Source organism: Saltatorellus ferox, from assembly GCA_007751475.1.
Classification (GTDB): domain Bacteria; phylum Planctomycetota; class UBA1135; order UBA1135.
In genome coordinates, this window is the sequence record CP036434.1 from 7182266 (window position 1) to 7203849 (window position 21584).

16 protein-coding genes and 1 pseudogene are annotated in these 21584 nt (G+C 67.0%); 13 read left to right on the plus strand and 4 right to left on the minus strand.

Annotated features, from left to right (window positions below; translation table 11 throughout):
• Window positions 1-3 precede the first annotated feature (3 nt).
• The gene (locus Poly30_RS26035) at window positions 4-1014 is read right to left on the minus strand and encodes an AAA family ATPase (protein ID WP_145204712.1); all 1011 of its coding nucleotides are present in this window, start codon (window positions 1012-1014) and stop codon (window positions 4-6) included.
• Between the two features lie 201 nt (window positions 1015-1215).
• Here Poly30_RS26035 and Poly30_RS26040 point away from each other — a divergent pair, with 201 nt between their 5' ends.
• The gene (locus tag Poly30_RS26040; RefSeq protein WP_145204715.1) at window positions 1216-1467 is read left to right on the plus strand and encodes a thioredoxin domain-containing protein; all 252 of its coding nucleotides are present in this window, start codon (window positions 1216-1218) and stop codon (window positions 1465-1467) included.
• A gap of 12 nt (window positions 1468-1479) precedes the next feature.
• A pseudogene (locus Poly30_RS26045) lies at window positions 1480-1869 on the plus strand (redoxin domain-containing protein); the annotation flags it as partial.
• Here the strand turns inward: Poly30_RS26045 and Poly30_RS26050 are convergent.
• Window positions 1859-2794 carry an alpha/beta hydrolase gene (locus Poly30_RS26050; protein WP_145204721.1) on the minus strand — a complete coding sequence of 312 codons (936 nt, stop codon included), beginning with the start codon at window positions 2792-2794 and terminating at the stop codon, window positions 1859-1861. The pseudogene Poly30_RS26045 and the gene Poly30_RS26050 sit on opposite strands and share 11 nt — an antisense overlap.
• 119 nt (window positions 2795-2913) lie before the next feature.
• Between Poly30_RS26050 and Poly30_RS26055 the strand changes: the two genes are divergently transcribed.
• Window positions 2914-3531: a hypothetical protein gene (locus Poly30_RS26055; RefSeq protein ID WP_145204724.1), complete on the plus strand. Its 618-nt coding sequence runs from the start codon at window positions 2914-2916 to the stop codon at window positions 3529-3531.
• Entirely contained in the window at window positions 3531-5228 is a 1698-nt protein-coding gene (locus Poly30_RS26060) for a flotillin family protein (protein WP_145204727.1), read from the plus strand. Before Poly30_RS26055 ends, Poly30_RS26060 begins: the two co-directional genes overlap by 1 nt.
• A 267-nt stretch (window positions 5229-5495) precedes the next feature.
• Here the strand turns inward: Poly30_RS26060 and Poly30_RS26065 are convergent, their stop codons facing one another.
• The gene (locus tag Poly30_RS26065) at window positions 5496-8150 is read right to left on the minus strand and encodes a GDSL-type esterase/lipase family protein (RefSeq protein ID WP_419190688.1); all 2655 of its coding nucleotides are present in this window, start codon (window positions 8148-8150) and stop codon (window positions 5496-5498) included.
• Window positions 8151-8857: 707 nt separating this feature from the next.
• Here Poly30_RS26065 and Poly30_RS26070 point away from each other — a divergent pair.
• From Poly30_RS26070 to Poly30_RS26105, 8 genes are all read left to right on the plus strand, one after another.
• The gene (locus tag Poly30_RS26070; RefSeq protein ID WP_145204734.1) at window positions 8858-9847 is read left to right on the plus strand and encodes an HlyD family secretion protein; all 990 of its coding nucleotides are present in this window, start codon (window positions 8858-8860) and stop codon (window positions 9845-9847) included.
• Window positions 9844-10779, plus strand: a complete 936-nt coding sequence (locus Poly30_RS26075; protein WP_419190689.1) for an ABC transporter ATP-binding protein — start codon at window positions 9844-9846, stop codon at window positions 10777-10779. The genes Poly30_RS26070 and Poly30_RS26075 overlap by 4 nt, the downstream gene beginning before the upstream one ends.
• A complete protein-coding gene (locus Poly30_RS26080) occupies window positions 10776-11909 on the plus strand; it encodes an ABC transporter permease (RefSeq protein ID WP_145204737.1) in 1134 nt (377 codons plus the stop codon). Before Poly30_RS26075 ends, Poly30_RS26080 begins: the two co-directional genes overlap by 4 nt.
• Before the next feature lie 89 nt (window positions 11910-11998).
• Window positions 11999-13012, plus strand: coding sequence for a hypothetical protein (locus Poly30_RS26085; RefSeq protein WP_145204739.1), 1014 nt, complete (start codon window positions 11999-12001; stop codon window positions 13010-13012).
• A 62-nt stretch (window positions 13013-13074) separates the two neighbouring features.
• On the plus strand, window positions 13075-13752 hold the full coding sequence (locus Poly30_RS26090) for a 2OG-Fe(II) oxygenase family protein (protein ID WP_145204742.1): 678 nt from the start codon (window positions 13075-13077) through the stop codon (window positions 13750-13752).
• 37 nt (window positions 13753-13789) lie between these two features.
• Window positions 13790-14464: a response regulator transcription factor gene (locus Poly30_RS26095; RefSeq protein WP_145204771.1), complete on the plus strand. Its 675-nt coding sequence runs from the start codon at window positions 13790-13792 to the stop codon at window positions 14462-14464.
• A gap of 17 nt (window positions 14465-14481) precedes the next feature.
• Complete coding sequence (locus Poly30_RS26100) at window positions 14482-15846, plus strand: glycosyl hydrolase family 17 protein (protein WP_145204774.1); 1365 nt, start codon at window positions 14482-14484, stop codon at window positions 15844-15846.
• Window positions 15843-17186 carry an ATP-binding protein gene (locus tag Poly30_RS26105; protein ID WP_145204777.1) on the plus strand — a complete coding sequence of 448 codons (1344 nt, stop codon included), beginning with the start codon at window positions 15843-15845 and terminating at the stop codon, window positions 17184-17186. The genes Poly30_RS26100 and Poly30_RS26105 overlap by 4 nt, the downstream gene beginning before the upstream one ends.
• A 51-nt stretch (window positions 17187-17237) precedes the next feature.
• Here the strand turns inward: Poly30_RS26105 and Poly30_RS26110 are convergent, their stop codons facing one another.
• Window positions 17238-18887, minus strand: coding sequence for a sialate O-acetylesterase (locus Poly30_RS26110; protein ID WP_145204780.1), 1650 nt, complete (start codon window positions 18885-18887; stop codon window positions 17238-17240).
• 152 nt (window positions 18888-19039) lie between these two features.
• On the opposite strand from Poly30_RS26110, the gene Poly30_RS26115 reads away from it, so the two are divergent.
• Entirely contained in the window at window positions 19040-21571 is a 2532-nt protein-coding gene (locus Poly30_RS26115) for a hypothetical protein (protein ID WP_145204783.1), read from the plus strand.
• The last annotated feature ends 13 nt before the right edge of the window (window positions 21572-21584 follow it).

Here is a 21584-nt window from a genome sequence, read left to right on the forward strand (position 1 = left end):
GGATCAGACCTGCCCCATCTCGCCCAGCATCTCTTCGAGGATCACGCGCGTATCGCGCCCCTCGGCGAGCGCTTCGTAGCTGGCGCGAATACGGTGCAGGATGACGTCCTCGGCGAGCGCGTACAGGTCCTCCGGGATCACGTAGTCGCGGCCGTGGATGAGCGCGCGGGCGCGGGACGCCTTCACGAGCGAGATGCCCGCGCGCGGCGAGGCGCCGAGGTCGAGATCGGGGTGCTTGCGGGTCCGCTCGACGATCTCCATGACGTGCTCGATGAACGGCTCGGAGACGAAGACCTTCGACACGTCCTCCATCGCGTGGGCGAGTTCATCCTTGCCGCCGACGGAGCCGCGATCGACCATGTCGAACTCGGTCTTGACCATGGCGCCGCCCTTCTCGTCGCGCTTGATGCCGAGCTTGGCGTTGCGGCGCAGCACCTCTTTCTCGTCCTCGGGGTCGAGGTATTGCAAACGGTGGAGCAGCATGAAGCGGTCGAGCTGGGCCTCGGGGAGCTCGAACGTACCGGCCTGCTCGACCGGGTTCTGGGTCGCGATCACGAGGAACGGCACGGGCAGTCCGTAGTTCTCGTTGCCGATGGTGATGCGGCGCTCCTGCATGGCCTCCAGGAGCGCACTCTGCACCTTGGGGGCGGCGCGGTTGATCTCGTCGGCGAGGAGCAGGTTGGTGAAGATCGGGCCCTTGTGGGTGCGGAACGTGTGGTCGCGCTGGTCGAGGATCTCGGAGCCGAGGATGTCCGACGGCAAAAGATCGATCGTGAACTGAACACGGGCGAAGTCGAGGGCGACCGTCTTGGAGACCGCGGCGACCAGCAGCGTCTTCGCGAGGCCGGGCACGCCCTCCAGGAGAAGGTGCCCGCCCGTCAGAAGCGCGATCAGGATCCGCTCGACGACGATGTCCTGGCCCACGACGACCTCTCCCACGCGATCGCGAATGGCAGACAGGAAGGCAGTGGTCTTGTCGAACTGGGGAGCGAGGGGGCGTTCGATCAGGGTCATGGGCGAGTGGATCTGTCTGGCAGCAACAAAAAGAAGGAGCGAGGGCCCCGCGGGCGAACTCTTGGACCTTAGTTATACGCCCTAATGGCGAGGTCACGCTCGGAGTGACGAAACCGAGTGGCATTGCCTCCCGACAGACGACAGAACCTTGGCAAGCTGCACGAAACGCCAGGCAAATCCAGCAAGATGCAATCCCGTCCGATGGCTCTCCACGAAACGCTGCGCGCGATCCGAACCGCGTTCGAAGAGGGCCCGACGCCCGCCGAGGACATTCGCGTCCTCGATGCGCACGTCGAGGCGCTTCGCTCGAGCGGTCTGGCCGAACGGGCGATCCGGGCCGGAACGCGGGCGCCGGACTTTGCGATGCGGAGCACCTGCGGGCGCACGCTGGCGCTCGGCGAACTGCTCGCGAACGGGCCCGTGGTCCTGACCTGGTTCCGCGGCAACTGGTGACCCTATTGCCTCGCGGAGCTGGAAGCTCTGCACCGACGTCACGACGAGATCCGCTCCATGGGCGCACAGCTCTTCGGTATCTGCCCCCAGCGCTTCGAGCACAGCGAGGCGCTGAAGCAGCAGCTCGGGCTCGCGTTCGAGCTTCTCCACGACGAGGACAACCTGGTCGGGGAAGCCTTCGGACTCGTGGTCGATACGCCCGATGCGGTGCGGGAGGTCGAGATGCGTCTCGGGCTCGACCTGCCCATGCACAACGGAACGAGCGACTGGAAGCTCCCGATGCCCGCGCGCGTCGTGATCGGGACCGATGGCATCGTACGTTCCGCGACGGTCCAGACCGATCACGCGCTGCGGCCGGAGCCCGAAGAGACGATTCAGCTCCTGCGCAAACTCATCGAGTAGCCGTCAGGAACCCCGAGGCCCTCATCCAGTCGGCGCAGAGCTTCGGCCACTGATTCACCGGGACACCGGTATCGCGCAGACCGTAGCCGTGGCCGCCTCTGGCGAAAACGTGCAGCTCGGCGGGCACGTCGAACTTCTTGAGTTCGATCAGCATGCGCGCAGCGTCCGCGCCGCGGTCCAGGTCATCGAGCGTGACGGCCATGAACGTCGGCGGCGTGTCCTCCCCGGGACGAATCTCCGGGGGAAACACGCGCGGGCCATCGGGGTCGTGCAGGTACGCCGCGTAGATCGGCACGAGGAAGTCGGGACGAGAACTCAGGTCATCCGCGGCGTCGACGCGCGGGTAGGTGAGCTTCACGGGATCGTTCGTGGCCGTGGCCCAGGCGAGGTGCCCGCCGGCGGAGAAGCCCAGGAGACCGACGCGGCCGGGGTCGATCCCCCACTCCTCGGCGTGGGCGCGCGTGAGTCGCATGGCGCGCTGTGCGTCCTGCATCGGCCAGACGTGCGGATGCTCGGGGTCGCGCCTCGGCACGCGGTACTTCACCACGACGGCGGTCACACCGAGCGTGTTGAGCCACTGCGCGACCTCGACGCCCTCATGGATCCACGCGAGGATGTTGTAGCCGCCGCCTGGCAGCACCACGACGCACGCGCCGTTCGCGGTCTCCCCTCGAGCCGGATAGAGCGTCAGGGTCGGCTCGTCGACGAACTGAATCCTGGAGATGCCGCCGGAACCCACCTGCGCAGTCTTCGCTGCGGGGTCGGACGGACCCTCGAAGTCCTCGGGCTCAGAAGGGGCCGCGCCGGGCCAAAGTCGCATTTCCATGGGAAGGTCCGAGCGGACTTCAGGTGCGGGCGGGCTGGTCTGGAAGGCAGCCAGACCGAGGACGCCGCACGCTGCGGCGCTTGCCAATGCAGTTCTCATGCGACCAGCGTAGCCCTGCCGGCCCAAATGAGGCGGAATGGTTCGGCATGGAATGCGCTGAATGCGCAATCGCCCGCGGCGTACGCCCGCCCAAGCCTCCCACGACGCTCCCCTTCGACATGGCCACTCCCTTGCTATCCATCACGACGTCCGATTCTGGCTCGCCCGTGCTTCTGGCGCTCACTTCCGCGCTGGACCTTTCGTCGTTCACGGCCGGGACGCTCTACTTCGGCTGCGCGGTCGCAGGCGGCGCGGTCCTCTCGATCCAGATGCTCCTTCTCTTCCTCGGTGGAGACGTCGCCGACGGAGAGGTCGATCTCGACGGGGATTCCGACGGCGTTTCGTTCTTCTCGATCCGGGCCGTCGCCGCGTTCCTCACCTTCTTCGGCCTGATCGGCATGTACGGTCAGCAGCAGGGCTGGTCGGACGCCCTCACGGCCGGCAGCGCGCTCGGCGCGGGCGTCGGGATGATGCTCGTGGTCGCGTGGCTCTTCTCGATGCAGAGCAGGCTCCACCAGGAAGGCAACATCCAGCCCGCCGCGGCCGTCGGCATGGGCGCCACCGTGTACCTCCGCATCCCCGGAGAGAACAGCGGCAAGGGAAAGATCACCGTCGCACTCCAGGGACGCACGTCCGAGTTCGCCGCCATCACCGAGGGCCCGGAACTTCCGACGGGCTCCGACGTGACCATCGTTCGAATGGTCAACGAAACCACTTTTGAAGTAGCCAAAGCCTGATGAATCTCCCCGTCCTGTTCCCCCAGCTCACCCCGCAGGAGACGGTCGAGAACAACATCGTTCTCTACATCGTCCTCGCGGCCGTTCTCATCACCGTCGGCTTCGTGCTCGCCATCGCGCGCCGGTACAAGCGGTGTCCCTCCAACAAGGTGCTCGTCGTCTACGGGCGCACCGAGAAAGGCCAGTCCGCCAAGCCGATCCACGGCGGCGGCACGTTCGTCTGGCCGCTGATCCAGAGCTACGACTTCCTCTCGCTCGATCCGATGCAGATCGAGATCCCGCTGGAAGGCGCGCTCAGCCTCGAGAACATCCGCGTCAACGTTCCCTCGGTCTTCACGGTCGCCATCGGCACCGAACACGAGATCATGAACAACGCGGCCGTGCGTCTGCTCGGTCTCGACCGGCGCGAGGTCATCAAGCAGGCAGAAGACATCATCTTCGGCCAGCTGCGCCAGGTCATCGCCTCCATGCGCATCGAGGAGATCAACCGCGACCGCGACGTGTTCCTCTCGCGCATCCAGACGTCCCTGGAGCCAGAGCTCGCGAAGATCGGCCTCGTGCTGATCAACGTCAACATCAAGGACATCACCGACAGCTCGGGCTACATCGAGGCGATCGGCAAGAAGGCCGCGTCCGAGGCGATCCAGCAGGCGAGGATCGGGGTCGCCGAGCAGGAGAAGTTCGGCTTCATCGGCGTTTCCGAGGCCAACAAAGTGCAGGCGATCGAGGTGGCCGAGCGCGAGAAGGTGCGTGACATCGGCACGAAGGAGGCCGAGCGCGAGCGCGCCGTTCGCATCGCGGATCTGGAGAAGGAGCGCGAGGTCGGCGAGCGCCAGGCCGGGTTCGAGCGCGACGCGCTCGTGCGCGACGCCGAGCGCGAGATGCGGATCCGGGTCGCTGCGGCCGACGCCAACGCGGTCTCGGGGGAGAACGAAGCCAAGGCGCAGATCGCCAAGGCCAACGCCAGCCTGATGGTCCAGGAGGCCGAGGCTTTCCAGCTCGGACAGACGCGCCAGAAGGAAGCCGAGGCCGCCGTCCGCGAGGCGCAGTACCTCGCCGAGGCCCGCGCCGCGGAGGCGGAGGGCAAGAAGATCGAGGCCGAGAAGCGGGCCGAGCTCGAATCGTCCGCGCGCGCCGAGAAGGCCGAGACGATCGTCGCCGCGGAAGCCGAGGCCGAGCGCGCGCGCATCCGCGCCGAGGGTGAAGCGCTCGCGACCTTTGCGCGCCTCGACGCCGAGGCCCGCGGCCAGTACGAGATCCTGAAGCGCAAGGGCGAGGGTCTCCGCGAAATCGTGAACGCCTGTGGCGGTCCGAAGGAAGCGTTCCAGCTCCTGATGCTGGAGCACATGGACCACCTCGCCGAGACCGCCGCCAAGGCGATCTCGAACATCAAGTTCGACAAGATCGTGGTGTGGGACGGAGCGGGCGGCTCGGGCGGCGGCCCGGGAACCGGTTCCGGAACGAGCCGCTTCCTGCAGTCCCTCGCGGGCTCCCTTCCCCCGACCCTCCAGATGATGCGCGACATCGGCGGAGTGGAAATGCCGGAGTTCCTGGGCAAGCTGGTGGCCGACGATCAAGCGGCGGGTTCGCCGTCCGAGGAGGCGCTGGTCGAGGAGGAGTCGACCCTGCCAGCTGGTGAAGGTGAGTCCGAATCGGACGATGCTCGAGGGGTAGCCAACACCGACTCCGTCCGATAGAAGCAGCTCTCGGCGATCCGATGCGCAGGAGCCGGTGGCGGCCGATGCCATCGTCTCGCAGGATGTCGTCTCCGCCCCGGCGGCGCTCGTGGCATCGGATCAGGCAAGGAATGCACGGAAAGCTCACCTTCGGGTGGCGGTATGGCTACCTGAAGATCGTCCGAAGGTGATCGAAGCGGACCTGACCGATTGGCGGAATCGACCACGGTTGGTTCCGCCAAGCGATTGGTTGCCGCCAAGCGGTGAGTTGCCAACGGGTGGGCACGGTCACTTGACCGGAGCATCGCCGAGCAACTCGCTCAGCAGCGGCTCCATCGCCTGCGCCCAGATCGCTTGCCCCTTCGGACCCGGATGCAGGAAGTCCGGCATGATCTCCCTGTCGATCGTTTCGTCCTCCGTGAGGAAGTGCGCGGAAAGGTCCGCGAAGCGGATTCGCTCGTCGCCCGCGAGGGCGGCCGCCGCCAGCTGGCCCGCAGCGTGGTTCGTCGCGCGGCGCGGGTTCGGCGTCTCTCCGTAGGGGAACGGGGCGAGCAGCAGGATCTGCGTGTTCGGCAGGAGCACGCGGATCGTCTTGCAGACGGCGACGATGCCCTCGGCCAGCTCCTCGGCGCTGTGGGCGGTCGGGAAGTTCACGCCGTCCGTGTTGTTCGTGCCGATCATCACCACCGCGACCTTCGGCGAGATCCCGTCGAGTTCGCCGTTCTGGAGGCGCCAGAGCACGTTCTCCGTGCGATCCCCGCTGAAGCCCAGGTTGAGCGCGCGGCGGCGGCCGTAGTACCTGTTCCATGTTTCGCGCGCGCCGGCGTCTTCCCACGCGTGCGTGATCGAGTCGCCGATGAACACCAGGTCCACGTCGCCCTTCGCGGCCAGCGCCCGCTTCTCCTGGTGACGGCCCCACCACCAGCCCCACTTGGGCATCGGCACGAGCGCAGTGTTGCGGTTCTCTCCCTCCTCGTTCCAGATCGTGCTGAAGCAGGACGCGGGGAGTCCTGCGCCGTTCATCAGGTTGCCTTCCGAGGTGTTGCTCCAGGCGTAGCGCGCCGCGACGGGCGCGGGGATCTGGGAGCAGTGAAGCACGACCTCCTCCTTCTCGAGCGTGGCCTCGGCGGGGAGGAAGATCCCGTCCGCGCCGGCCAGCTCGAAGGACGAGAGCTCCGTCCCAGGACGCACGCTCAGTCCGCCTTCCGCGTGATCGAAGGTCAGCCGTGCACGCTCGCCGTCGACCTGCATCGAACGAAAGATCGGGCCAGAAACGGCCCCGACCTCTCTTCCATAGGTCCCCGCAAGCGCCACGTTCGCGAGCCGGAGCCCCACGTCCTGCTTGTTCTGGGGATGAATGTCATGGAGATTCCCGATGTCGCTGGTGACCACCATACCCACGTTCGGATGATCGAGCGTGCGGCGCTGGGCCTCGCGGACCCCCGTGCTGTCGGAACCCGGCCAGTAGAGAAACGGCGCGATCTGCGCGTAGTAGAACGGAAACGCCGGCTGCTTCCACGCCGAGCGCCAGCCCTCGATCATCGCGCGAAAGAGCGGCTCGTAGCGGCGCGGAGCCGTGGCGTTGGCCTCTCCCTGGTACCAGATCGCCCCCTGGATGCCGAACGGAACCAGAGGGTGAATCATCGCGTTGTAGAGGCTCGCGGGCGTCCCGTAGGCGCTGACGCCGAGAAGCTCCGGGCGCGGAGCCTGGGCCTTCACATCGCTGCTCACCCGATAGCGCCAGGGTCCTGCGAGTGACAGTCGTTCCCCGGGGGCGTCCGCGGCATACAGCGCCATCTGATCGGGCGAACCGAAGATCCCTCCCGGTCCGTCCTTGTCCAGAACGCGCACTGTGACGACGACCGACTCGCCGCCCGCCGCCGAGGCGGGCACCGAGTAGCGCCGCGCCGCGTTCCAGACGTTCCCTTCGCCGACCTGCGTCTCCCCCACCCAGGTGCGGTCCTCGTCATCGATGGGGCCGAGTTCAAGCACGAGCTCCTTCCCGCGCCAGCCCTGCGGCAAGGACACGTTCTTGCGATACCAGACGACGCCGTCGAAGTCGCGCAGATCGGTCTCGCTCCAGTTCACCGGCAGGTCCATCGTGGCCCATTCGCTGTCATCGAGATCGGCCGAGTACCAGCGCGGTTCGCCGTAACCCGCGTCCTGCCGGGCGACCTCGGATTCCCACTCCGCGAGGCGAGCGCGGTTCATCGCCTCGACCTTCTCTGGCGCATCCGCAAGCAGTGCACGCTCCGCGAGCCGATCCTCGTATCCGTCCAGCCCCTCGAGGACGTCCGCCGGCGTCCAGGATTCGGCGGGTGTGCCGCCCCAGTTCGTGTGAATGAGCCCGATCGGCACCCCGAGTTCGGCATTCAGCCGTCGCCCGAAGTAGTAGCCGACGGCGGAGAAGCCGCCCCAGTTTCCCTGGGCGATGGTGTCAGGCGAACAGATCGTCCACGCGGCGCCCGGCGACAGCCGCTCGAGGGGCCGCGCGGAGACCGCCTGCGGAACGCGGAAGAGGCGAATACCAGGATGATCGGCGGCGGCAATTTCCCGCTCGGCATCGGCGGCGGCACCGACGCCCATTTCCATGTTGGATTGGCCGCTGCAAATCCAGACCTCGCCCACCAGCATGTCCTCCAGAACGATTCGATTCTGGCCCTCGATGGTGATCGAGTAGGGGCCACCGGGCTCGGGCAGCGGAATCTCCACGCGCCAGCGCCCTTCGTCGTCGGCGACGGCCTCCGCGGGCGCCGTTGTCCAGCTGCCGGTCACCGTCACGGCCTCCCCGGGCGCGGCCCAGCCCCAGATCGCTGCGGTCTCGCCCGCCTGTAGCACCCCGTGATTCCCGAGCACGGCGGGAAGCGTCACGTCCGCGAGGGCGAGACCCGTCGAGCCGAAGAGAGCACAGGCGAAGGAAGCGAAGAGTCGAGGATGATTCATGGTGAGGACCGCAGTGCGGATTCCCGGAGAGGAGACCCAGGGAGAAGACTCAGCGAGGAGGCTCACCATGATGGACACCAGGACGCGGTGCCACAAGCTGTCCCCGTGTGGCGGAAGTCGACCTGGCTCGGGATCGCCTCGAAGTTCGGGTCTTCAGCAAAATCTGTGGGCCTGAATCGCACCAGTCCTGCGGCGAACAAGGAGCGCTGCGCCCCGAGTTGAGTCCTTTGGACTCTGGAACTCCTGCCAATGCAACCAAAGAAGCGGAGGAGGCGGGAGGGTCGAGGGAGCGCGGCGCCCCTGCGAGGGATGGAGGATTGGAAGTACGCGAGCTTGGGCCTGGCCTCCGCCTTGCGAGACAGAGGCAAGAAGTCGAGTCGCGGAGGCGAAGAGTGGAAGTCGCGGAACCGTTCCGCCACGGGTCGCCGCGGAGGCGCGAGCTACGCCTGGAGAACCCCGGCGACAAGCGGGAGGTCGTGGATCGTGAGCAGTCCCTTCTGCCCCCCTTCATCCATCCCTCCCAAGGCCGCCGCGCCTCCCAAGCTCCCGCTCCTTTCGCTTCCTTGGTTGTATTGGTAGCCGCCCAGCAGCCCAATAGCCCCAAGCCCTTGTCAGTCAGATGACTGAGGCGCATCCGTCCCACAGATTCCTCCAAAGACCCCCAACGTGAGTGACAGCCACCTTTGCCCGCGCGTTACAAGACACCCATGGCAAAGAGTACCAGGCGATTCGCCGGCGTCCTGCTCACGGGTCTCGCAGTCGTCCAGGCGCTGACCTCCTGCGCGAAGGAAGACGTCCGCTACTACCAGGGCTACGTCGAGGGTGAGTACGTCTATCTCGCCTCCCCCCTCGGAGGGGAGCTGAAGGAGCTGGCCGTTGCGCGGGGTCAGACGGTGGAAGCGGGCGAAGTGCTGTTCCGGCTCGATCCCAATCCGGAAGCGCTCGAGGCATCGGAAACGAAACAGCGACTCGATCAGGCCCGAGCGAAGCTCGCGGACATGAACAAGGGCCAGCGCCCCTCGGAGATCGCCGCGATCGACGCGCGGCTCGCCAGCGCGCGCGCGGCCCTCGAGCAGGCCGAGCACGACTACGACCGGCGCAAGAAGCTTCGGGACGAAGGGCACGCGGACGCCGTCTCCGCGTCGGAGCTCGAGCGCTTCCGGACGGCGCGCGACGTGGCGGCCTCTGAAGTCGCGATGCTCGCTGCCGAACTCGAAACCGCGAAGCTCGGCGGGCGACCGGATGCCGTCGCGGCCGCCGAGAACGAGGTCGGCGCGCTCGGCGTTCGGGTGCAGGAACTCGAATGGAAAGTGGAGCAGAAGCAGGGCGTCGCCCCCGCGGGTGGCATCGTCCAGGACACGCTCTATCGCGTCGGCGAATTCGTGGGCGCCGGGCGCCCGGTGATCTCGATGCTCCCGCCAGAGAACGTGAAGATTCGCTTCTTCGTCCCCGAGTCGCTTCTGCCGACGATCGCCGCAGGGGACCGCGTGGAGGTCAGGCTCGACGGAGTGGAGGCGAGCCTCCCCGCCACGATCTCGTTCCTGTCGACGGAGTCGGAGTTCACGCCACCCGTGATCTACAGCAAGGAGAACCGCGCGAAGCTTGTCTACCGGATCGAGGCCACACCGGACGCCGGAAGGGTGAACCGCCTGCGTCCCGGTCAGCCGCTCGAGGTCTACCTGGACGGGTCGCAGTGAGATCACCGGACACCCCGCCCAGCATCGACGTCACGGGGATCACCAAGATCTTCGGGAGCAAGACGGTCGTCGACAGGATCTCGATGCGCGTCCTGCCCGGCGAGATCTACGGCTTCCTCGGGCCGAACGGCTCCGGCAAGACGACCTTCCTGCGCATGCTGTGCGGGCTCCTCAAGCCAGACGCGGGATCAGGCACCTGCCTCGGATTCGACATCCTGAAGGAGCCGCGCGAGATCAAGCGGCGCGTCGGCTACATGACCCAGCGGTTCAGCTACTACGAGGACCTCAGCATCCGTGAGAACCTCGACTTCGTCGGCCGCATGTACGGGATTCCGAAGCGGCGCCAGGCCGTGGACGAAGCGCTGGAGCGGCTAAATCTGAAGGATCGCCAGAAGCAGCTCGCGGGCCAGCTCTCGGGCGGCTGGAAGCAGCGGCTCGCGCTGGCTGCGTGCATGCTCCACGATCCCGAGCTTTTGCTCCTCGACGAGCCGACCGCGGGCGTCGATCCGAGCGCGCGGCGCGAGTTCTGGGAGGAGATCCACCAGCTCGCCGCGCGGGGCCTGACCGTGCTGATCACCACGCACTACATGGACGAGGCCGAGCGCTGTCACCGCCTGGCCTACATCGCTTCCGGTCATCTCATGGCGGAGGGCACGGTGGCGGAGGTCGTCGAAGGCGCGCGCCTGGTCACCTACGAGATATCGGGGGGGAACCAGCCCGAACTCGCCGCGAGGCTGCGTGCCTCGGACGCGATCACCCAGGCCGTCGCGTTCGGGAGCAGTCTTCACGTGAGCGGTAGCAACCGGCAACTGATGGAGGCCGTACTCGGCCACGCGCTCGACCCGGACCACCGCTGGAAGGAGATCCCCTCCGAGCTGGAGCACGTGTTCATCGACCTGATGCGCAAGGAGCGCGAGGAGAACAAGCCATGACGTTTTTCTCGCTCGCTCGATTCGTCGCGGTCGCCTCGAAGGAGTTTCTCCAGATGCGCCGCGACCGACTTACCTTCGCCATGGTGCTCGGGATCCCCTTGATGCAGCTGATCGTCTTCGGGTTCGCCATCAACTCGGACCCGCGCCACCTGCCGACCGCCCTCCTGATCCAGGACCACAGCCCGTTCTCCCGCGGCCTCACCCGAGCCATGGAGAACAGCACGTACTTCGACGTCACGGAGGTGATCTCCACCGAAGCCGAAGCCCACGACCTGATCCAGCGCGGCAGCGTCCAGTTCGTCGTCCAGGTTCCCGTAGACTTCGCGCGCGACCTCCTGCGCGGCGACCGCCCGCAGCTCCTCGTCGAGGCTGACGCCACCGACCCGGCGGCGACGAGCAACGCGCTCGCCTCGGTCCAGACGCTCCTGGACCGTGTCCTCGCCCAGGAGCTCCGCGGTCCCAACGAATGGCTCCGGAGCCAGCCACCCGCGGTCGATCTCGTGGTCCACGCCGCCTACAACCCCGAGCGTATCAGTCAGTACAACATCGTTCCGGGCCTGATGGGCGTCGTCCTCACGATGACGATGGTGATCATCACCGCGCTCGCCATCACACGCGAGAGCGAGCGCGGCACGATGGAGAATTTGCTCTCGACGCCCGTCCGTGCGCTCGAGGTCACGCTCGGGAAGATCATCCCCTACGTGCTGATGGGCTACTTCCAGGCGGGCCTCATCCTCGTGGCGGCGCGCTTCCTTTTCGACGTACCGATGGTGGGCAGCATCCCGCTGCTTCTCGCCGTCATGATGATCTTCATCATCGCGAACCTCGCCGTCGGCATCACGTTCTCGACCATCGCGCGCAACCAGCTCCAGGCGATGCAGATGGCGTTCTTCTTCTTCTTGCCCTCGATTCTGCTCTCGGGGTTCATGTTCCCGTTCCGCGGGATGCCGGTGTGGGCCCAGCACATCGGTGAGGTGCTCCCCCTGACCCACTTCCTCAGGATCACGCGCGGGATCCTGCTGAAAGGGAGCGACCTGTCGATGATCCGCCCCGAGATCGGGCCTATGGCGCTCTTCGCCGCCGTGGTGCTGCTCATCGGCCTGAAGCGCTTCCGCCAGACCCTCGACTGACGCGCCGCGCACCGAAATCGGGTCGCTCAGGGGACTTTACCGGACCCATGTGAGGCGCATCGATCGCGCCTTGCGCAATTGGCTCTGCCATGGCCACCCAACCACTCACCCGCGCGCTTCCCCGCGCCCTCTTCGCACTGATCGCCTCCACCCTCGCCCTCGGACTGCTCACGTCGTGGAAGGCACCCGGGTACGAAATCGAAGAGAGCGAGCTGGGCTCGCTTCCTGCGGATGGCAGCTGGCTTCGCATCCGCGAAATCTACCCGGGCACGACGGCCGTTTCGCCCGAAGGACTGTCCGGTAAGGTCGTGTCCTGTCGAAGAAAGAGCTGGAGGTTCCCCGACCTCTTCGCGAACGTCACGTACCTGCTGACCCTCGAACACCCGGGGATGCGCCCGCGCGCAGCGTTCCTGCCAGCAGGCACGCACGGGGCAGGAAACCACAGGATTCGGTTCTCCGATCAGCTGCCCGGATGGGTCACCTTCCAGCTCAGCCTCTCCGGCGCTGTCCCTGAGATGGGTACGGAGGTCCTCGTGCATCTCATTCCCGAGGGACAGCCGGGCGAGCCAAAGAACGCCGCGTCGAAGCGCTGTGACTTCCTGTGCCGCGGGGTTCTCGGCGAAGGCGCCGCCTGGGGGCTCGCGCCCGAGGGCCGCTACCTCGTGCAGGCGAAGCTCAAGCGTGACGGGGGCCACGTGCTGGCCGCCACCTCGCCACTCAAGAACGTCGTCGAGCTCAACGCTTCCAGGCCGCCCGTCGTGAACGTGCCGCTGCTCCCCGCAGGCGCGCTCGCAGTGGAGGCGTGCGTCCCGCGCGCTCCCGGCGAGCCCTTCGACATCGACACCTTCAAGATCGAGGTCAGACGCGTCAGCCCGGGGCGCCAGCGGTCCTGGAAGACGATGACACTCCATGCTTCCACGGAGCGTGGAACGTTCGCCAGGCCGAGCCGTCGCCTCCCCGAGAAGCTCTACCTCATCGGCGCCACGCTCGAACCCGGCGAGTACCGGGTTCGCGCGTCCTTCGGCCAGCGAACGTCAGCAGAGGCCACCGTTCGCGTCCTGCCGCGCGAGCAAGCCACCTGCGCCCTGAAGTGGCCGCAGTAGCGGGGGGAAGGGGGATCTGATCCTTCGAGCAAGCCCGAAGGCCGTCCGCTATGGTCTTGATCATGAAGTATGGCCCCTTCGAACTTCAGCCTGAGGACTTCTTGCCGCTCGACTTCACCGAGGTCGAGCGTGACGTGTTCGTGACGCCCTTCCTCGGGGCCGAAGGCGCCGAGCGAGTCCTGCTCGAGGTCGATCGCCGTGAGCGGAAGCGCGCGACCGCGTCGGAGCGCGCGCACCGCCAGCCCAGCTCCATGCACGACCACGGGGTCTCTCTGCAGAGCCTCGGCATGGAAGCCCTGGTCGACGACCTCCTCGCGCGATCGCCGGGGCTTCGGGACCTCTTGGCGCGGCGCTTCGGCTCCGTCGGCGGCGACTCCATCGACGGGCACTACAGCTACCTCGTCGACTACGGCCGGAGCGGCGACGAGGACCTCGGCTTCCACGTGGACGACAGTGAGGTGACCCTGAACCTGTGCCTCGGCGAGACCTTCAGCGGCTCGGAACTCGTGATGCTGGGCCGCCGGTGCGACGAGCACCGGCAGACGCCGGTTCGGTCCGGCGAGACCGTCGAAATCCTGCACGAGCCGGGGTTTCTCGTGGTCCACGCGGGTCGCCACCGGCACCGGGTCGACCCGATACGGACAGGCAGACGCAGGAATCTGATCGCCTGGCTTCGAAGTTCGAGCTATCGGGGCCTCGATTCGTCCCCCGCGTGCCCGGACTGGTGTGGTTGGCCCTGAGACACGCCGTCGCGCGAAGCCTGCTATGCTCTGAACGATGCGAGTCCTGGTTGTCGAAGACTACGATCCCCTGAGGGTGGCGCTGAAGAAGGCGCTGACCGAGGCTGGCTATGCCGTCGTGACCGAGTCGGACGGAGCAGCAGCGCTGGAACTCCTCCTCTCCCGACCGTTCGACGTCGTCGTGCTCGACCTCATGCTGCCGGGCCTGGACGGGATCGAGGTCCTGCGGCGCATCCGCGCGGAGAAGCTCGACGCGCACGTGCTGATCCTCACCGCGCGGGACACCGTCGACGACAGGATCACGGGGCTCGACTCCGGCGCAGACGACTACCTGGTGAAACCCTTCGAGATGAAGGAGCTACTGGCGAGAACACGCGCGCTCGTGCGCCGCAAGTACGACCAGAAGGACACCAAGGTGACCGTCGGCGACGTGGAGATCGACACCGCGGGCCGCCACGTTCAGGTCGCGGGCGAGCCCGTCGTGCTCACGGCGCGCGAGTACGCGCTGCTGGAATACCTCGCGCTGCGCAAGGGCCAGATCGTCACCCGTGACGAGATCGGGGACCACCTCTACTACAACGGACGTCCGTCCTCCAGCAACGTGATCGACGTCTACATGGGCTACCTCCGGCGAAAGCTCGAAGGCGGCGGTAGGCCCAAGATCCTGCACACGAAGCGGGGCCAGGGCTATCTACTCGGAGTCGTGGATTGAGGTCGCTGCGTGGCCGCATGACGGCGGCCATCCTGGCCGCGGTCTCGGTTTTCCTGGCCATCAACGGCGTGGTGATCTACCTCGTCGTGAAGGCCCAGCTGGAGAAAGAGCTCGACGTCTCCCTCGCGAACCTCGCGCGCTCCACGGCCGCCGCGGTCAATCTGGAACTCGCAGGCGTGCGTGAGGCCTCGTCGCTCGCTCCGAAGCGCTACATTCTCGACGGCGTGTCGTTCACGCCCTGGACGGGCGATCAGGACCCGGTGGAGGGCGCGCTCACGACGCCCCAGCAGTTCTGGGATCGCCTCCAGCTGATCCGCGATGACGCCGACAAGTACCGGACCTACGGCGTCGACGGCGGCCTGGAGGACGCGGGCTGGCTGCTGCACCTCCTCGGCAAGGAGGCCATCCTGGGCGCCTGGATCGGTCCCGATCCGGGCGAGAACGAAGCGCAGATCAGCACCCTGATTCGTCTGGCGAACCGCGGCGACGTCGACATGGCCGTGTTCGGCAGCGAGGTGCTGCACCGTGGGGATACTTCGCCGGCGGCGCTCGTGGAGGTGCTCCGAAGAGCACGGCGCGAGATTCCTCCGTACATCCCCGTCACCACGGCGGGGATCTGGGATCAATACCTGGCTCACCCCGAACTCCGCGACGCGGTGGACGTGATCTACGTCAACTACTACCCGTACTGGTTCGGCGTCCCCATCGACGAGGCCATGAACGTGCTCGCCGCCTGGCACGACGAGATCGTGACCTACGCCGCGGGGAAACGCGTCATCGTTTCAGAGACGGGCTGGCCATCGTCGGGAGACGTGATCGGGGCCGCCGTGCCGAGCGAAGAGAACGCGTCGCGCTTCTTCCTGGAGTTCGTCAGCTGGGCCCGGGCGAACGACATCGAGTTCACCTACTTCAGCGCCCTGGACGAGCCCTGGAAGGCCAAGTACGAGGGCCCACAGGGCGCACACTGGGGCTACCGGGACAAGGATGGGACGCTGAAACCAAGGATGCAGCTCGTCTTCGACGGCGTCCTGATCGACGAAGGTCCGCCGACCGTTCACATCGAGTCCGTCGACCTCGAAGCGGGCGAGGACCTTCGCGGCGTGGTCTCCGGCGTCGGAACGAACAACCATCGCGTGGCGGTCTTTCTCCAGGTGGATGGACGCTGGTACACGAAACCGTCGTTCGCCGAGCCCGTCGTCCGAATCGCCCATGACGGTGCCTGGTCGGCCGACGTCACGACAGGGCCCGGGGACGAGAAAGCTGAACGCTACGTGGCTTTCGTCGTGCCGGACGACTTCGAACCGCCGGCCGTCAACGGAATGGTCGACCTTCCGCGCGCCCTGAAGCGCGCGGCCGTGGCCTGGTCGGAGGTGGAACGTTGAATCTGCCGTTCATCGCGGCCATCGCTGCCATCACTCTCCTCTGCACCTCCTGTGACCGCACCCTCGCGGCCGAAGGTGCGCCCCCGGCCGATCAGGTGCTTCCCCTGAACATCGAGGCTCCGGTGCCAGGCCAAGGGCGAACCGATCACCTTTTCCAGTGCTGGCTCGGGGAGGGCGTCACGGTGGCCAGGTCGAGGGGACTCAACGGGCTCGATCTGCCGCGCATCGGCGCCAATCCCGGCAAGCTGACGTACGAGGACATCGAGCTTCCCGATGGCGAGCCTGCGCGCGCGGTCGCGGTGAGCTTCTATGCGGCGGCCCAGAGCAGCGAAGGAGCCGAGACGCTGGACGTCGGCGAGCGCGCCCGCGGCGCCGAGTCCCACCCCGTCGAGGTGGTGATCGCCCGCAGCACGCGCGAGCTGGAGCAGTCCCTTCGTCTCCTGCGGTGGATCCTCTTCGCGACGTGGGGTGGATCGATGCTCGCCTGCGCCGGCGTGCTCGGCTGGCTGGTGCGCCGCGGCCTCTCACCCCTTCGGCGCCTGAGCAAGCAGATCAACGACGCGGATCAAGAGGGGCTCGATCGAACCTTCGAACTGGCGGGCGCCGCCGAAGAACTGGAGCCCGTGGTCAATCAGCTCAACGGCTTCGTCGAGCGAATCCGCGAGGCCTTCGAGCGCGAGCACGCCTTCACCGCGCACGCGGCCCACGAACTCAGGACGCCGCTCGCGGGGCTGCGCTCGACCCTCGAGGTATCTCTTTCCCAGCCGCGCGAGGCCCCGGAGTACGTGGAGGCCGAGCGGGAGTGCCTGCGCATCGCGCTGCAGCTCCAGCGACTCGTCGAGCGCCTCCTCGAACTCGCGCGCGCAGCCGAACCGAACGCGGAGAGGCGCGAGGACACGGTCGATCTCCTCGCCCTCGTCGACGAAGCATGGCTGCCTCTCTCGGACGCCGCCGCGGAACGAGGGGTATCGCTGGAACTCGACGTTCCGGAGGAACTGGTCGTCACGACCGATCGCCAGCTGCTCCTGCGCGTCCTCCAGAACGTGCTGGAGAACGCCTCGGTGTATGCGGACGCCGAGTCGTCCATCGAGGTCACCGCGAACGCCGAGGGAGAGGGCTTCCGCCTCACCTGCTCCAACGAGGCGCAGGCCGTGACGCCTGGCACGGCGGAGAACGCGTTCGATCCGTTCTGGCGCTCCGACTCCGCTCGAACGGCGACGGGCATCCACGCGGGGCTCGGCCTCGCGCTCTGCAAGGGGTTCGTGGACGTGCTGGGCGGGAAGATCTCGATCCGGACGATCGAGGGGCGCTTCACGATGACGATCGAAATCGCAACCTGAGGGGAGCCACCTGGCGCTCACTTCCCCGGTCGCACGGCCCGGGAGGCTGCGCTACATCGCTCCTTTCGCCAGCGCCTTCCCCAGGTCGACGATCCCCGGCGTGGTCAACACTAGCGCTTCGTCGCGTCCTGGAAGATCGAACGTCTTCACGTGCACGAGGAAGGGGTCGGCCTCGGCCAGCTTCTCGATCTCGGACACGACGTCGATCGAGTCGACCGATTCACCCGCGACCGGCTCCTGCTGGCTGACGATCCAGCGAAGCTCCGGGAGCCCGAGGTCCTTGCGACTCGCGGCGATCAGTTCGCCGAGCCGCCGCGCGGCCTCGCGCCGGAACGGCGACCACGCCATGTCGTTCTCGCCGAGGTGATAGAGGATCCCGGCCAGTTCGACTTCGTGGCCCCTCTCCTCCAGGCTCTGGATCGACTCCTGCACGAAGGCGAGGAACTTCGGATAGAGGTTCCGCGTGGGCGCCTCGCTGCCCTTCGGCGTCCAGTCGAGGAGCTGGCTCCCGCTGTGGGTGAACTTCGCGATCGCGAAAGACCCGGCCTTCGAGCGTTTGAGCTCGGCCGCGAAGCTGAGCTCGGGCCCGAACGTGCCGGAGAAGCCCGCGGGGCCGAGGGGCTCCCAGCCTTCGGACACCCGGTAGCCGCCGCCGATGTCGTAGCGAAAGGCGACGGACGGATCGTTCCTGGCAAGCTTCTTCGCGCCTCGCACGGAGTCGAGGTCCGCGACGAACGCGCGCTCGCCCTCCATGTTGCGATGGCCTGCGAGCACGTAGAGCTGAATCTTCTCGCCCTGCCGGTACGGCCACTTCTTCAGCGGTCGCGCGACGGAAGGCGCATGACCCGCCACGGCCAGATAGGCATCCGCGTGGCTCATCCCGTGCTCCAGTTGCCCGAGCGTTCCGTAGTGGTAGTGAAGCCCGGTGCCGCCGCCGATCTCCACCCCGACGTGGGAGGTCGGCACGTAGGTCGCGAGCGCGTCCGCATCCGTGACGGCGCGCTGCGCCACCTCGATCGCGTGCATGTTCGCGCGGTTGTCCATTCCCCAAACGGTCTTGGTGCAGAGCTCGCCGATGTAGAAGTGCAGGTCCGGCACCTCGAGGTCGCGGCGCCAGCTCGCGATGAAGTTCGCCAGGTTGCGTGCGTACGCCGCCTTGAACTCGTCGTTGAACATGTCGTTCTCACCCTGGTGCCACATGAAACCCTCGACCACGTACGCGATCCGCTTCCGATCGAGTTCGGCGAGGGCCTCGCGGACGCGGGCTAGCGCCAGCGGATAGAGCTCGAAGCCCCCGGGCTCGTCCGGGTTCCAGTCCTCGCCCAGCGTCGTTCCCCCCGCGGCCACCTTGATGATCGCGATGGGGTCCTCGATGTTCGCCGCGACCTTGCGGGCGAAGCTGAGCTCGGGCCCGACGTCACCTCGAAGCGGCTGAAGATCGACCCAGCCATCCGACTGGTTCTTGTCCTCTCGGCCGATGCAGTAGTGAAAGCGAACGTCCGGCTGGGGCTCGTCGAGCCCGCGGAAGGGCGCGAAGCGCTGGATGTCCGCCGCCTTCGAATCGGCCCCCACCATGTTGGACTGGCCCGCGAAGACGAAGACGCGGAGGGTCTTCGCCGTCCCGTGCGCGAAGGCGGGTGCCGTCAGCCAGGGGAGGAGAAGCAGACAGACAGCGACGAGGCGGATGGCGATGGCGTTCATGGGTGAAGAGGAGCGTACACGGATTTCTCTGCGGAAACCTGGCGGGGTCGTCCGGTCGATTCCGGGGTGGTTCTCGAGCGAGCGCTGCTCGCTCCGCCAGCCCCGATCGGCTGACCGTCCACTTCTGAACACGTCTCTGCACCCTCCCCACCATGACTTCCACCCCACTCGCGCTCTTCGTAAGCGCCCTGTTCATCGCCCCTGCCTTCGCCCAGGATCTCGATCCGCGGACCGCCAGCGCAGGCTCTCCCGCGGCCCAGGCCCGGGCGAACGCCCCCGAAGAGGGAGGTGACCTCGGCGCCCTCGAGGTCACCGAATCGACCCCACGACCGGGTCGCGTCAAGCGAACCCTGCTTCCCGGCGTGGACGACGCCCTCCCCGCGCCGCGGGGCGAGGTCTTCTTTCAACCCCGCGACACCGAGCCGTTCACCGGGCGAAGCGACGCAGAAGTCGCAGCCGCGCCTCCGATCGACCCGCTCGCGGTCGACCCGCACTCGGTGCTCTACTTCACGGAGCACGCGGATGGCACCTGGGTCCGGGGCCGCACCTACAAGGCCCGCGTGAACGAGGACGGCTTCCGCTACATCCCCTTCCTGGGTTCGTCGGCCCCGCGCAACTGGCCAGTGGACTTCCGACTGGAGTCGGCCGAGCTGGGCGGCGAGCCGCTGATGCTGACCGAGAACGCAACCGTCGAGCGCAGCGGCGATCGCTTCGTGCTCGACCGCGGCCCCGTCGACGTGCTCTACGACGTGACTCTCGAGTCGGTCGAGCAGAGCTTCGCGGTGGACGTGGCAGGCGCCGCGGGCGACCTCGTCCTCGAGCTGTCGGTCGTCTCGGATCTGGAGGGCTCTGCCCACACGGCGAGCCCGGGCGCGTTCCGCTTCTCGGGCCCCTCGGGCGGGCTCGACTACGGCACCGCGGTCGTCTTCGACGGCGCCGGCCGTAGCGCCTCCGTCCCGGCCACCCTGGAGGGCGACCGTCTGCAGCTCACGGTCCCTGCCGCGTTCCTGGCGGCCGCAAGCGGGCCGATCCTGGTGGACCCCGTCCTGACGAGCTTCGCCGTGGACACGGTCACCGGCGACCAGCGCGATATCGACATCGCCTATGACCGCACAGGCGACGCGTTCACCTACGTCTACGAGGACACGTTCTCCGGCACCGACAACGACATCTACAGTCGGACGTTCGATTCCGGGGGCACGCTGCTCTTCGGCGTGTACATCGACTCCAGCGACGAAGACTGGATCGACCCGAGCGTCGCGAACCTGAACCTCGCCAACAAGAACCTCGTCGTCGCGAGCCGCATCAGCGCATTGAACGGATCGAGCGAGATCGTGGGTAGGATCATGGACGTCACGGCAGGGACCGTGGACCCTGAGATCGTCATCGGAGAGGGCACAGCTTCGTGGGACAACTTCCGCCCCGACGTCGGCGGCAACTCCTCCGGAGCCCTGGCGACGGTCTTCCTGGTCGTGTGGGAGCGCGCGTTCACCGCCGATACGCAGCCGCGCTACCGGGTCGTTTTCGCCGACGGAACGCTGGGCAACATTCAGTTCTTCGACAACGGAAACTTCACCCGCACGGGCGTCGTGATCTCCGAATCCACGGGCGATCCCGCCACGGTCAACGTCTGGAACGTCGCCTATCGCTCGAGGGACAACAGCACCGGAGCGGTGAGTCTCCGAGGCCTGCAGATCAACGCAGGCGGGGCCATCGTGAACGGACCCGCCAATATCGTCACGCTTCCCTCCGGGCAGGATCTCAACGAAGTGGACGTCTCGGAGGCACTCTCCCTCGACGGCTACGCCCCGACCTACGTCATCTCCTACGACGAGTATTCCACGCCAATCGAGGATACGTACCTCGTCTTCTGCCGCAACAACCAGCGCGTCAACACCATTTCGCTCCAGGAGTCAGAGCACGCGGAACTGGCCCGCCAGCAGGTGGAGGCGAGGCTCTCGACCACGGCCGAGGACTTCATGGTCACCTATCTCGAGGAGCAGCCATCGGGGATCTACGACGCCTTCATCACCACGTTCGACCTGGCGGAGGGCGCCTTCGCCGCCATCTCCGAGCGTAGAACGCGCCTGGGAAGCACGGATACGTCCTACGCTCTCGGCGCCACGCCCGGCGAGGGAGTGCCCCTGGCTTCCCGTTTCTCCGGCGGCTTCTACACCAGCCGGATCAGCGCCACGGCCTGGGTGAACTTCAACACCAACGACCTCGACGCGCTCTCCGCGACCCACATCGCCGACGCAGGCTTCTCCCAGGGCTTCCAGTACTGCTACGGCAACCCGAACAGCACGGGCGACCGCGGCTTCCTCTCGATGTTTGGCGACCGCTCGACCACCGCGACGAAGTTCCTCGAAGCGAGCGCGCTCCCGCCCAACACGTTCGGCTATTTCTTCTGCGGACCCGGCTTCAGCAACGTCGCAGGCCCGGGCGGTAGCCAGGGCGTCCTCTGCGTGGGAGGCGCCATCGGTCGCTACTCGAACGCGGTCGCGAGCACGGGTGCCAATGGCCGACTCGCCCTCGCCATCAACCCCACCATGCTGGCCCAGCCCAATGGCCCCGTGGCGGCCATGGCCGGTCAGCTCTGGCAGTTCCAGTGCTGGCACCGCGACTCGGCGGGCGGTAGCGCCACGTCGAACTTCACCAACGCGGTGACGACCCTCTTCCGATAGGAGCGCGCCCCGG